The 12785-nt window shown below is 67.3% G+C and carries 9 protein-coding genes; 4 read left to right on the top strand and 5 right to left on the bottom strand.

The genetic code is table 11. The features are described from left to right. Positions 1–192: 192 nt before the first annotated feature. The 4 genes from DESUT3_RS07915 to DESUT3_RS07900 all read right to left on the bottom strand — a co-directional run bounded on the left by DESUT3_RS07915 (position 193) and on the right by DESUT3_RS07900 (position 7820). Positions 193–1689 (bottom strand): TolC family protein, encoded by a 1497-nt coding sequence (locus DESUT3_RS07915; RefSeq protein WP_221251944.1) that lies wholly within the window; start codon positions 1687–1689, stop codon positions 193–195. Then, complete coding sequence (locus DESUT3_RS07910; protein ID WP_221251943.1) at positions 1686–4775, bottom strand: efflux RND transporter permease subunit; 3090 nt, start codon at positions 4773–4775, stop codon at positions 1686–1688. Before DESUT3_RS07910 ends, DESUT3_RS07915 begins: the two co-directional genes overlap by 4 nt. Continuing rightward, the gene (locus DESUT3_RS07905; RefSeq protein WP_221251941.1) at positions 4772–5980 is read right to left on the bottom strand and encodes an efflux RND transporter periplasmic adaptor subunit; all 1209 of its coding nucleotides are present in this window, start codon (positions 5978–5980) and stop codon (positions 4772–4774) included. The genes DESUT3_RS07910 and DESUT3_RS07905 overlap by 4 nt, the downstream gene beginning before the upstream one ends. Positions 5981–6383: 403 nt before the next feature. Further along, positions 6384–7820, bottom strand: coding sequence for an MFS transporter (locus DESUT3_RS07900; protein ID WP_221251940.1), 1437 nt, complete (start codon positions 7818–7820; stop codon positions 6384–6386). A gap of 140 nt (positions 7821–7960) precedes the next feature. Between DESUT3_RS07900 and DESUT3_RS07895 the strand changes: the two genes are divergently transcribed. The 4 genes from DESUT3_RS07895 (at position 7961) to DESUT3_RS07880 (ending at position 11718) form a co-directional block, all read left to right on the top strand. Beyond that, complete coding sequence (locus DESUT3_RS07895; protein ID WP_221251938.1) at positions 7961–8893, top strand: LysR family transcriptional regulator; 933 nt, start codon at positions 7961–7963, stop codon at positions 8891–8893. Between the two features lie 152 nt (positions 8894–9045). Further along, positions 9046–9822 carry an SDR family NAD(P)-dependent oxidoreductase gene (locus DESUT3_RS07890; RefSeq protein ID WP_404827038.1) on the top strand — a complete coding sequence of 259 codons (777 nt, stop codon included), beginning with the start codon at positions 9046–9048 and terminating at the stop codon, positions 9820–9822. A gap of 329 nt (positions 9823–10151) precedes the next feature. Then, positions 10152–10679, top strand: coding sequence for a TetR/AcrR family transcriptional regulator (locus tag DESUT3_RS07885; protein WP_404827037.1), 528 nt, complete (start codon positions 10152–10154; stop codon positions 10677–10679). Further along, positions 10672–11718, top strand: coding sequence for an alcohol dehydrogenase family protein (locus DESUT3_RS07880; protein ID WP_221251934.1), 1047 nt, complete (start codon positions 10672–10674; stop codon positions 11716–11718). Before DESUT3_RS07885 ends, DESUT3_RS07880 begins: the two co-directional genes overlap by 8 nt. Before the next feature lie 132 nt (positions 11719–11850). Here DESUT3_RS07880 and DESUT3_RS07875 read toward each other — a convergent pair whose 3' ends face one another. Continuing rightward, the gene (locus DESUT3_RS07875; RefSeq protein WP_221251933.1) at positions 11851–12747 is read right to left on the bottom strand and encodes a DMT family transporter; all 897 of its coding nucleotides are present in this window, start codon (positions 12745–12747) and stop codon (positions 11851–11853) included. Positions 12748–12785 lie beyond the last annotated feature (38 nt).

The raw sequence follows: 12785 nt of genomic DNA, 5'->3' as shown, positions 1-12785 counted from the left end.
GCGGGACTTGACGAGATTTTCCGCAACAAAAACCGGATGCCTGGCCGCAGCAATCGACCGTCAACATTCTACGGCAACTTGCGATACTTTCTTCTTAGCAGGGAGACAGGAGGTGTCAAGAAGGAAAATTCACTCATTAGGAAGGAATGGATCAATAGCGGGAGATTGCATCGGGCTGGGGTGTCGGGCGGATCAACTGCCCAACAGGATGCCGCGGCGTTCGAGCAGGCTTCCCTCGGCGAGATAGAGGTTCACCAGGGCGGTGCGATAGTTGACGATCGCCTCCACTTCGACGATCTGGCTGGCCAGCAGGTCGCGCTGGGCCTGGGAGACCAGCAGCGCGGTGCTGGCGCCGACTTCGAAGCGCTCCTTCTCGGCGGCCAGGGTTTCTTCCTGCAGGGCCCGGGTCACCGCCGACGCCGCGATCTGCTGGCGGGCCCGCTCCAGCTCGTTGAGGGCCAGGCGCACGTCGAGGCGCACCAGCTGCCGCAGGTTGTCGAGCGACTCCTGCGCCTGCTGCCGGGAGGTCTTGGCGGCCAGGTGTCGCGCCTCGGCCTCGCGGTTGCCGATGAAATGGCTCAGGCGCAGGCCGGTTTGCAGGTCGTAGGTGTTGCCGTCGAGCTCGCGGAAGGAGCCGGAGAAGGAATCGGCGTAACCGGTTTTGCCCAGGGTGATGAAAAAATCGAGCCGGGGCAGCAGGCCGTTGCGGGTAGCCACCGTTTCCAGGCGCTGCTGCTGCAGCAGCAAACGGGCCTCGTTGAGATCGGGGCGCATCTTCTCGGCCAGCTGCAGGCGTTCGGCGAGATCCCGCACCGGCTCCGCCTTCATGCGCGGCTCCGTGGTGGCCGTGATCCGCTGTTCATAGCCATCCTCGGGCGCGGGATTGAGCAACCGCAACAGCCGCAGCCGACGCTCCTCCAGCAGGCTGCGGGCGGTGATCAGGGCCTGTTCGCGGCGGGCGACCTCGGCGCGGGCGGCGGCCGCCTCGACTTCGGGAAGCAGGCCGACCTCGATGCGCAGTTCGATCTCGTCCCGCTGCTGGCGGGAGACGGCGAGGGAGCTTTCGAAAATGGCGATCTGCTCCCTGGCCAGCACGAAATTCCAGTAGGCAATCTCCGCCTCGGCCAACAGCGCCTCGGTGAAACCGCGCAGCTGGTAGCGGCTGGCGACGGTGCCCAGCTCGGCCTGGCGCACGGCGACCAGGTTCACCGCGGGGCCGAAGCCCCGCAGCAGGGCCTGGGTCACGCTGAGCCCCACCCGGGCCAGCTGCTGCTCGGGAGCGCGGTTGGAGATGCTGCGGGACTGTTCCACGCTCCCCTCGAGGGTGGTCCCGGTCGGCAGAAAGCGCCGGACACCGGCGACGGCGGCGGTATCGCTCCCCTCGACGGCGAACTGGGTGCCGGTGGAGCGGGCGATCTCGCTGGCGCGCTCCTCGGCGTACTGCGCCTCGGCGAACAGTTCGGTGTCGAACGCCCCCCGTTCGATCTGCTCGAAGGTCCCGGCGATCACCGGGTTGAGCCGCTGCACCCGCAGGTCGCGGTTGTTCTGCAGCGCCAGCAGGGCCACCTCTTCCACCGAAAGCTCGAGGACCTCCCCTGCCGCTTCGGGCCCCTCCTGCCCGGCGAGCGCGGCCGCCGGCAGGAGGAGGAAAACGGCGATCAGCAGGGCGGTTGCGCGAAGGGTGTTCATGGACGATCTCCTTTGGCTTCCGGGTGAAACAGGGAGTAGACCGCCGGGATCAGCACCAGGGTGATCAGGGTCGAGCCGGTCAACCCGCCGACCACCGCCCGCGCCAGCGGCGCCTGGGCGTCGGCCCCCTCGCCAATGCCCAGGGCGAGGGGGAGCAGGGCCAGGATGGTGGTCAGCGAGGTCATCAGGATCGGCCGCAGCCGCCGCCGTCCCGCCTCGGCGACCGCCTCGTTCACGGCCATTCCGCCGCGGCACAGCTGGCCGGCCTGGTCGACCAGCAGGATGGCGTTGTTGACCACGATCCCCCCCAGCATGATGCAGCCGATATAGGATTGCAGGTTGAGGGTGGTGCCGGTGAGAAACAGGATCAGCAGCACGCCGACCGCCGCCACCGGGACCGAGACCATGACCACCAGCGGGTCGCGCAGCGACTCGTACTGGCAGGCCAGCACCATGTAGACCAGCAGCAGGGCCAGCAGCAGCGAGACGATCAGTTCGCGAAAGGCCTTCTGCTGCTCCTCGAAATTGCCGGCGACCGCCAGCTCGTAGCCCACCGGGCGGGGGATCTGCGCCAGCCGGGCCTGGATGTCCGCGGCGACGCTGCCCAGGTCGCGGCCGGCGACGTTGGCCTGCACCGTCACCAGGCGCTGCTGGTCCTTGCGGTCGATGAGCATCGGGCCGCGGCTCGGCTCGGTGGCGACCAGGTTGCGCAGCGCGACCTGCTCGCCGTCCGCCGTGGCCAGAGTGAGATCGAGGATCTCGTCCAGGGAGCGTTTTTCGGCGTCCTGCAGCTGGACGAAGATGCGGTAGGAGTTGCCCTCGGCGCGAAACTCCCCGGCCTTGGTCCCCGCCACGGCGGTCTCCAGCACCTGGGTCACGTCGCGCACGCTCAGCCCCAGGTCGGCCACCTTGTCCCGGTTGACGCGGATCTCCTGCTGGGGGATGCCGGCCTTCTTGCTGGTCTCCAGGTCGGTCACCCCGGCAACCTCGGCGATGGCCTTTTCCACCTGCGCCGCCAGGGTGTCCAGGGTGGCCAGGTCGAAACCGCGCACCTCGACGGTGACCCCCTGGTCCCCGCCCAGCAGTCGCTCGAGCAGGAACTGCCCCTGGGGCGCCCGGGTGCGCACCGTCATGCCGGGGATCCGCCCCTCCAGGCTACGGCGCAGCGCGGCGGCGATCTCGGTGTTGGAGCGTTCCCGCTGCGCCGCCGGGGTCAGGGAGATGCGGATCTCGCCGCGCGCCGCATCGCGGGGGTTGAACCCCGTGGCGCCGACGCTGACCACCGAGGAGACCGCCTCGGGCACTGCGGGGTAGACCAGCTGCTCCATCAGCCGGGTCTGCTGATCGACCAGGTCCAGGCGGGTGCCGATCTCCATCTCGCCGCTCACCCGCACCTCCCCCTCGTCGCTGGGGGGGAGGAACTCGGTCCCGATCAGCGGCAGCAGCAGCAGGCTGCCGCCGAGCAGCGCCGAGGCGACCAGCAGGGTCCGCCAGCGGTGGCGCAGCACCCGGCGCAGCAGGTCGCGGTAGCCGTTGTCGAGCCGGCGAAAGGCGGCGTCGGCCCGCGCGGAGAGGGAGCGCAGCCAGCCGACGTGGGCGAAGGCGAGCTCCTCCTGGGGCTTGAGCAGCCGCGAGGCGAGCATCGGCACCAGGCTCAGCGCCACCAGCAGCGAACAGGCCAGGGAGAAGATGATCACGTAGGCCAGCTCCTGGAAGAGGATCCCGGCCACCCCGCGGACGAAGACCATGGGCAGGAAGATGACCAGGGTGGTCAGGGTGCTGGCGACGATCGCCGGGCCGACCTCCCCCGCCCCTTCCACCGCGGCCGCCGCCGGCGCTTCGCCGGTCTCGTCGCGGCGGCGGAAGATGTTCTCCAGCACCACCACCGAGCTGTCGACCATCATCCCCACCCCCAGCGCCAGCCCGCCGAGGGTCATCAGGTTGAGGGTGAAGCCGCCGAAGTAGATCAGGGCGAAGGTGGCGATGAGCGAGATGGGGATGGCCAGGGAGATGACCAGGGTGCTGCGGATGTTGCGCAGGAAAAAGAGCAGGACCAGGATCGCCAGCCCCCCGCCGTAGAGCACCGACTGGGCCACGTTGGCGATGGAGCGCTCGATGAAGTTCCCCTGGTTGATGACCGGGACCACGCGGACCTGGGGGAAGGCCCGGTTGACCGCCTCGACCTCGGCGAGGATGCGCCGGGAAACCTCCACGGTGTTGGCGTCGGCCTCCTTGCGGATGCCCACCCGCAGGCCCCGCTCGCCGTTGACCCGCACCAGGCGGCGCAGCTTTTCGTAGGTGTCGCGAACCTCAGCCACCTGACCCAGGGTCACCGCCGCCCCCTCGCGCCGGAAAACGACGGTGTCGCGGATCTGGTCGAGATGGGTATACTCGGCCGGGGCGCGCAGCGTGACCTCGTAGCGCCCCTGTTCGATCCGCCCCGCCGGCAGGTCGAGGTTGGCGTCGCGGATCGCCTGCAGCACCCGGTCCAGGGGGAGCCCCAGGGCTCTCAGGCGGTCGGGGTCGAGCTCCACCCGGACTTCCCGCCGGAACTCCCCGAACAAATCGGCCTGGGCCACCCCCGGCAGGCGGGCGAAGCGGTTGCGGATCTGGTCGTCGATGATCTGAGTGAGCTCCACCGGGTCGAGGCTGCTGGAGATGCCCAGGATCACCACCGGGAAGCTGGCCACGTCGAACTTGCTGACCCGCGGCCGCACGATGTCGTCGGGCAGCTCGTTGATCTCGTCCTCGAGCTGCGCCTGCACGTCGAGCGCGGCGGTGTCGATGTCGGTCCCCCAGACGAAGCTGACCCGCACCGTGCTGCTCCCTTCGGAGGACTGGCTGCTCAGCTCCTCGACCCCGGGGACGGTGCCGACGATCTCCTCGATGATCTGGGTGATCAGCCGCTCCATGACCACCGGGCTCGCCCCCTCGTACTCGGTGCGGATGCTCAGGGTGGGCAGCTCGATGTTGGGCAGCAGGTCGATCTTCAGCCGCGAGAGCGAGACGCTCCCCACCACGATCACGATGAGGGTGACCATGGTGGTGAAGATCGGACGCCGCACGCTGAGCCCGGGAAGTTTCATGAACGATCGTCCTTCTTCGCCGCAGCGGGCTTCTGCTCCTGACCGGAGGGGATGACAATGGCCGAGCCGTCGTCCACCAGCTGCTGGCCGAGGGTCACCACCCGCCCCGCGAGCCCTTCGCCCGAGACCTGCACCCGCCCCCCTTCGCGGATGCCGACCTGCACCACGCGCCAGGCGACGCTGCCGCCGTCTTCACTGACCACGAACACCCCGGTGCGGTCGTTGCGCTGGGTCAGGGCCTGTTCGGGGACGATGACGGCATCGGCCACCTGCTCGAGAACCACCGTGGCGCGGACGAACATCCCCGGCTTGAGCCGGTGCTCGGGGTTTTCCACGGAGAGCTCGACCCGGGCCTGGCGGGTCGCCTCGCGGAACACCGGGGCGATCCGGTCGATGCGCCCGGAGAAGCGGTTGGCTGGGTAGGCGTCGGTGGTCAGGGCGATCTCCTGGCCCGGCTGCAGGCGGCCGTAGTCCGTCTCGGTGACGAAGATCACCGCGGTGATGGGGTCGAGTTCCACGATCCGCAGCAGGGGGGCGTTGGCCGAGACGGTCTGGCCCTCGTCGACGAAGCGCTCGGCCACCACCCGCTGGTCGTCTCCGCCGCTCCAGTCGGCGCTGATGCGCGTGTAGCCAAGGCGGATCCGCGCCGTCTCCAGGGCCGCCTCGGCCCGCGTCACCTGGGCCTTGGCGACCTCGAGCTGGGCCTGGCGGGCCAGGCGGTTGGCGCGGGCGGTGTCCAGGTTGGCCTCCGAGGCCACCCCCCGTTCGCGCAGCCGGGTGACCCGCTCCAGCTCCCGGCCGGCGATCTCCAGGGAGCTGCGGGCCTCCACCAGGTTGGCTTCGGCCACGGCCAGCTCGGCCCGGGCCTGGGCGACGGCCTGGACGTATTCGTCGTTGTCCAGCTCCGCCACCACCTGCCCGCGGGAAACCGGGTCGGCCAGGTCCACCACCAGACGCTCCACCCGCCCGCTCACCTTGGGGGCGATGACGAACTGCCCCGGCGCCTCCAGGGCGCCGCTGAAGGTGCGGCGCAGCTCCAGCGGACCATGCTCGATGGGCGCGACCTCGACCGGCGCCGCCTGGAGCGCGCCCCGGGATTGAGGTGCCACCGTCCGCTTCGCCCCGGGGCCAAGCAGCAGCCAGACGCCGCCCGCCGCCCCGGCCAGCGCCAGCAGCAGGAGGGTTTTCTTCAGCGTTAAATTCATGAAAAGCTCTCCGAATTCCCCAGGCTTCTCCCACCACACCCCGCGGGCGGGGAAAAAGATTTGGAATGACTGGAGAAAATATTACTACAAAAAACCGTCAGTGGCCCGGCCGAAGTTTTAATCCGGGGGGTCGGCGAGGTTAGGCCCAACCGAGCCGTCCCCGCCCATGCCAGGCTCCTCCCGGGTTCGTGTTGCCGTTGAGAAAAGTGTAGCAGAGGAACCATAGAGGGGACCACCACTCACTCGGGCGGAAGTCGGCTGGATAGTCCTGGTGAGAGTGAGGAGGCAGGAAATACAGCCGCGAAGGGCAGAAGCCTTCCTCCCGCCGCCCCGCAGCCCTGGTGCGTCACCAGCGGAGATTCTCGGGACCGGGCCTATGACCCGGTCCCGGGGGGGGGGTCGATCAGGCATCCTCTCTCCGAACCCGGGCGCCGGCGATGAACAGCGCGACCAGAACCAATACCCCCGAAACCGCGAAGGTAATTCGCATCCCGGCGGCCACGGCCTCGGCAGGCGCTGCCGTGATGTCGCTCGCCCCCGAGGCAAGGGCGAACACCGCGCCCATGACGGATGCACCGGTGATGCGCCCGAGGTTGCGCGAGAGGTTGAGCATCCCGGAAACGACTCCTCGTTGCTGCGGGCGGACATCGGTCATGACGGCGGTGTTGTTGGCCGTCTGGAACAGGCCGTAGCCGCCGGTGATGACGATGATCGGGGCGATGTAACCCAAAATGCCGAAGGCCTCCGGCAGCAGGGACAGCGCGAAGGAGCCGGCCGCCATGCCGAGGAGCCCGGCGATGGTCATGCTCCTTGCACCGAAACGGTCCGCAAGGCGGCCGGCCGGCGCGGCGCTCAAGGCGGCGACCAGCGGGCCGACCGACAGGACCAGGCCCACCTTGGCCGCATCGAGCCCGAGGGCGAGGGATAGGTAGAAGGGCCCGACCACCAGGGTCGACACCACCACCGTCGTGACCAGCGCGCCCATGGCGAGGCTCCCGCTAAGCGCCGGGTCGCGGAACATCGCCAGGCGGATCAGGGGGGATGCCACTCTCGCCTCGACGAGCACGAAGAGGCCCGCTCCGCAGGCCGCGGCCAGCAGCAGCGCCAGGTTGAGCGGCCCGAAGCGCCCCTGCCCCAGGGTCACGGCCAGCGCATAGGCGCCGAGAGTCAGGGCAAGCAGCAGCGTCCCCAGCGGATCGAACCCGGCCCGCTCCGTTTTCAATCCCCGGCGATCCACGGGCAAAAAACGGCGGGCAAGCACCAGGGTCAGGATACCCAGCGGCAGGTTGACCAGAAAGATCGCCCGCCAGCCCAAACCCGCGATCAGGGCCCCGCCAAGCGACGGGCCGAGAGCGGTGCCGACCGCGGACATCGTCCCCAGCACCCCCATGGCGCTGCCGGTCCGTTCCTTGGGAACCGTCTCGCCGACGATGGCCAGGGTGAGGGCCATCATGATGGCCCCACCGAGGCCCTGCAGCGCCCGGGCGGCCACCAGCAGCCAGAGCGTGGGCGCGACGCCGCACAGCACCGAGGCCGCAGTGAACAGGAAAATTCCGCCCAGCAGAAGCCGGCGGCGGCCGATAAGGTCGCCGAGCCGTCCGACGCCGACAACCAGGGTGGTGATGGCCAACAGATAGGCGATGACCACCCACTGCACCTGCTGGAAGGAGGCGGCGAACACCTGGGTCAAGGTCGGCAGGGCCACGTTGGCGATGCTGGTGTCGAGCGAAGAGAGCAGCATGGACAGCGAAAGGCTGACCAGCCCCCAGCGAGCCGACCGGCCAACCTCCAGGTTCCCGGCAACTTCTCGACCTTGTTCCGCAACGACTGCTTTGGACATATCTTCCCCCTTTCCGGCGACTCCCGATATCCCGTTATCAGAAGCATAGACCCTGGCCAGAGATGGCGGAAGACGCAGCGTTTGCACTTTATCAGTGCACAAAACGCCACATCACAAACAGGCTGTGCTATGATCGATGCATGCCGACGCCCGATCTCAACCTGTTGGTCACCCTCGACGTGCTGCTCGCCGAAGGAAGCGTAGCCCGCGCCGCACAGCGCCTGCGGCTCAGTCCGTCGGCGATGAGCCGGGCCCTGGCCCGCTTGCGCGAGACGACGGGCGACCCGCTGCTGGTCCGGGCCGGGCGCGGCCTGGTCCCCACCCCGCGGGCCCTTGAATTGCGCGAGCAGGTCAGGCAGCTGGTGGAGGACGGGAAGGCGGTGCTGCGCCCCGCCGCCAAGCTCGACCTCCGCCAGTTGGCCCGCACCTTCACACTACGCACCAGCGAAGGCTTTGCGGAGAACTTCGGGCCCGCGCTCCTGGCTCGCGTTGCCGCCGAGGCCCCCGGGGTGCGGCTGCACTTTCTGCCCAAGCCGGACAAGGACAGCGCGCCGCTTCGCGACGGAAGCGTCGACCTGGAGACCGGCGTGGTGGACCGGACGACCGGCCCGGAGCTGCGCGCCCAGGCCCTGCTTCGCGACCGCTTCATCGGCGTCGTTCGCAGGGGGCACCCGCTCTGCGAGGAAAAGATCACCGCCGCCCGTTACGCGGCCGGCCGTCACGTCCACGTCTCGCGCCTGGGGCACGACAGGGGGCAGATCGATGAGGCGCTGGCGCCGCTCGGGCTTAAACGGGAGATCGCCGCGACCGTCGGCGGCTTTTCCACCGCGTTGGCCCTGGCCCGGGGCACCGACCTGATCGCCAGCGTTCCCGAGCGGCACACCGGCTGCCTGCGCGCCGCAATGCATAGTTTTCCCCTGCCTTTCGCCGTTCCGGAAGTCACGGTTTCACTGCTCTGGCACCCGCGGATGGACGCCGACCCGGCGCACCGCTGGCTGCGCGGTTGCGTGCGGGAGGCCTGCGCAGCGGGGCTCGCCGATCCTCCGAAGGCCGGATGCATCGCCGAACGCTGAATCCTTCCTCCCCTTTCCTCATCCAACAAACAGATCCCCCAAAAAGCCGTTGATCGAGAGCTTTTCCCGTGCCGTGCTATATTTTGGACAGGACCAGGGCCCCCACCTGCCAGGAACCGGACCATGAAGCATTGAAAAGGGAGATGTCCATGATGACCAACTCTACAAACGTCGCAGCATTGATCGTCGGGGGTTCGAGCGGCATGGGCAAGGAAACGGCACGCCGTCTGCGGGGCCGCGGACTGGATCTGATTCTTCTCGCCCGCAACGAGGAGCGTCTCGCCGCCGCCAAAGCGGATCTGCTCCGGCAGGGTTATGGGGCGATAGATTTGCTGGTCGTCGACCTCTACCAGCAGGCCGAAGTGGAGGCGGCGATCAAGACCATCAAGCAGGAGGCCCGCCACCTGAAGTACCTGGTGAATGCCGCGGGCACCTTCAAGCCGACCTCCTTTCTTGAACATACCCGGGAGGATTACGACAAGTACCTCGATCTCAACAGGAGCTTCTTTTTCATCACCCAGGCGGTCGCCGAGAACATGAAGGCCCACGGCGGGGGGGCCATTGTCAATATCGGCTCCATGTGGGCCAGGCAGGCGATCAAGGCCACGCCTTCATCGGCCTACTCCATGGCCAAAGCCGGCCTGCACTCCCTGACCCAGCACCTGGCGATGGAACTGGCGGAATACAAAATCCGCGTCAACGCGGTCTCCCCCGCCGTGGTCGTGACCCCGATCTATGGGGCCTTCATCGCCAAAGACCAGATCGAGAAAACCCTCACCGAGTCCTTCGACGCCTTTCACCCCATCGGGCGCGTCGGCCGGGTCGGCGATATCGCCGGCGTCATTGACTTTCTGCTGTCCGACGCGGCCGACTGGGTGACCGGCGCCGTATGGGATGTGGATGGCGGAGTGATGGCTGGCCGCAACTGACCATTATTACTTCGGCGAGATCATTTGGTGGGGCATGGAGGGATGAGGTCCGGGGCCAGCATGGACTGGTTTCTCGGAGGAGATCCAGTCCTGTGTGCTGACCCAGAAATCCAGCCAGGTGTACGGGGCGCTTGCACTGACAAACGCACCAGGCCCCTGACGAGCGAAAGAGGCGCCGAAAGCTGAAACGATAACAGGAGTCCCCCCGCCTTCCTTGTTTCTCGAACCCGGGTTCAATCCACCTAAATCCCCCCCAATTCGTTAATTCAGGGAAACTTCCAGGACGATACTTGACACAGGTAGAGCGAACGCTCTACCCTGCTTGCATGATGACGACCAAAGAACAAATAGCCTCACGCCTGGAACAGGCCTTTTCGCAGCGGGGTTTTGCCGAGCCTGGGGTGGCCGAACTGAAAATCCTCGCCGGGGTCAGCCTGAGGACCCTGTACCGATATTTCCCCTCAAAAGAGTCCATGGTTATCGGTGCCCTGGACTATCGACATGGACGCTACCTGAAGTTTCTGGCCGAGGACGAACCACCTCCGGGAAGAGAATCCATTGTGCATCTGTTTCACCGCCTGGCCGACTGGATGCGGCAGAAAGCCCCCCACGGCTGCCTGTCGGTGAATGCCTTTGCCGCCTACCCGAGCAGCCTTGCGATCCGCGATGCGGTCAAACTTCACAAGGACGAGCTCGTCCGGTTGTTGGCTCGCCGCAGTGGCCGGGAGGCCTTGGGCTGGGAGCTTTTTCTGATCCACGAAGGCGTCTCCGCAGCCTGGCCGCTGGTCGGCATGCGGGCGAGCGAGGCTGGGGAAACGGCTGTGCTCAAACTTATCGATGGAGGCATTAATGACTGACCGGCCCAAGACTATGCGGGGAGTATGGCTGACCGGCCATGGCGGCATGGACAAGCTGGACATCCGGAAGGATATACCGGTGCCCGTTCCGGGGACCGGCGAGGTGCTGGTGCGCGTGGCAGCGGCAGGCATCAATAACACGGATATCAATACGCGAACCGCGTGGTACTCCAAGCGTGACGGATCCAGCGAAGATGCCAGCTGGACCGGCGAGCCCCTCCGGTTCCCACGTATCCAGGGGGCGGATGTGTGTGGCCACATCGTTGCGGTCGGCCCAGGCGTCGACAAAAGGAGGATCGGCGAACGGGTCCTGATCGAACCTTGCATCAGGGAGGTGCAGGGCCGTGAACTTGAAATCCCCTGGTATTTAGGCTCGGAGTGCGATGGCGGCTTTGCTGAATACACCTCCGTAGCCTCCCGGCACGCCTATCGGGTCGACAGTGAACTCTCCAGCATCGAGCTCGCCTCTTTTCCGTGCTCCTATTCAACCGCGGAGAACCTTCTGACCCGCGCCGGCCTTACCGAAGGGGAGCGGGTTCTGATCACGGGGGCCTCCGGAGGCGTCGGGTCTGCTGCCGTGCAACTTGCCAAAGCACGGGGCGCGCATGCTTTGGCGGTGACCAGCGAGGAAAAATCCCCTGCATTGCGCCAACTGGGTGCGGACGAGGTGCTGTCCCGGGAGGCAGACCTGGTGGAGGCGCTTGGCGCCAATACTATCGATGTGGTCGTGGATCTGGTGGCCGGTGACAAGTGGCCGCAATACCTGGAGGTGTTGCGGCCCGGGGGTCGTTATGCGGTGGCCGGGGCCATAGCCGGCCCCTTGGTGGAGTTGGATGTCCGGACCCTGTACCTGAAGGATCTCAGCCTGTTCGGTTGCACCGTTCTCGACCCTGGAGTATTCAGGAACCTGGTTCACCTCATTGAGCAAGCTGCGATATTTCCCCTGGTTGCCCGGGCGTTTCCTCTTGAGGAAATCTGCGCTGCGCAGAAGATGTTCATGGACAAGCAGCATGTCGGCAAGATTGTGCTCAGGATTTGATTTGAGGGCCTTTGCCTGCAACAACTCGGGGAACAGCCTGGGACTGGAGGTTCAGAGGGGTACCCTGTCCCCGACTGCCGTTGACCACCGGGGAGACGTGAGGATCGAAGGGATTGGTCCACGGACCAGGGTTCATTCCCCTCCCGAGGCCGCGAGCCCCCGGGGCGCGGCCGGCACCCCGCAGCGCACCAGGACGATCACGGCGCCGAGGATGATGGCGCCGCCCAGGAACTGTTGGGGGCGGATGAATTCGTCGAGGAACAGCGCCGCCAGCAGGATGGTGGTGACCGGCTCCAAGGTCGAGACGGTGGAGGCGTCGGCGGCCCCCAGGCGGCGGATGCCGGCGAAAAAGCCGAGGATGCCGACCACCGTGCAGAACAGGGCCAGCGCGCCGATCGCCGCCCACCCCTCGGGGGCCGTGGGCCAGGCGGGCCCCCGGGCGAAGACACTCAAACCGTAGACCAGCGCCGCCGCCAGCATGACCACGGTGGCAGAAGGGAGCGCCCCCTCCTCCCCCATCACCCGCTCGCCGGCCACCACGTAGATCGAATAGATCAGCGCCGCCGCGATGCCCAGCATCACCCCCAGGGCATTGCCTTGCGGGGTGCCGCCGACGGTGAGCGCCGTCCCGGCGAGGGCCGCCAGAACCGCGGCGATGCGCGCCGGGCCGAGCCGGCGGCGGCTAATGACGGCGACGATCAGGGTAACGATCGCCGGGTAGAGGTAGAGCAGCAGCGCGGTGAGCCCGGCCGAAGCGTGGTTCAGGGCCGAGAAAAAGCAGAACGACTGCCCGACGTAGCAGACCCCGCCCATCAGCAGCAGCACCAGCAGGTTGCGCCCCCGCGGCCAGCGCCGGCCCCGGCGCAGCATGATCGCCGCCAGCAGGGCGGCGGCGATGGCGAAACGCAGAAACAGCATGGTCGCCACGTCCACGCCCGCGGCATAGGCCACCCGGGCGAAAATAGCCATGGCGCCGAACCCGGTCGCCGAGAGCGCCACGTAGGTGACGCCGAGCAGTCGCTGGTTCAAGTCCCCTCCGTGGTTGGGAAAATGACAGGCAAAAGGGC

It is taken from the genome of Desulfuromonas versatilis (genome assembly GCF_019704135.1).
In the GTDB taxonomy this organism is placed as follows: Bacteria; Desulfobacterota; Desulfuromonadia; order Desulfuromonadales; family NIT-T3; genus Desulfuromonas_A; species Desulfuromonas_A versatilis.
The sequence above is the reverse complement of the archived record's forward strand: the minus strand, read 5'-3'. Positions and strand labels throughout refer to the sequence as shown.

Coding starts and splice junctions, on each gene's coding strand:
- DESUT3_RS07905 (WP_221251941.1), bottom strand. CDS start 5,980: ATGAATTTAACGCTGAAGAAAACCCTCCTGCTGCTGGCGCTGGCCGGG.
- DESUT3_RS07885 (WP_404827037.1), top strand. CDS start 10,152: ATGACGACCAAAGAACAAATAGCCTCACGCCTGGAACAGGCCTTTTCG.
- DESUT3_RS07910 (WP_221251943.1), bottom strand. CDS start 4,775: ATGAAACTTCCCGGGCTCAGCGTGCGGCGTCCGATCTTCACCACCATG.
- DESUT3_RS07895 (WP_221251938.1), top strand. CDS start 7,961: ATGCCGACGCCCGATCTCAACCTGTTGGTCACCCTCGACGTGCTGCTC.
- DESUT3_RS07890 (WP_404827038.1), top strand. CDS start 9,046: ATGACCAACTCTACAAACGTCGCAGCATTGATCGTCGGGGGTTCGAGC.
- DESUT3_RS07915 (WP_221251944.1), bottom strand. CDS start 1,689: ATGAACACCCTTCGCGCAACCGCCCTGCTGATCGCCGTTTTCCTCCTC.
- DESUT3_RS07880 (WP_221251934.1), top strand. CDS start 10,672: ATGACTGACCGGCCCAAGACTATGCGGGGAGTATGGCTGACCGGCCAT.
- DESUT3_RS07900 (WP_221251940.1), bottom strand. CDS start 7,820: ATGTCCAAAGCAGTCGTTGCGGAACAAGGTCGAGAAGTTGCCGGGAAC.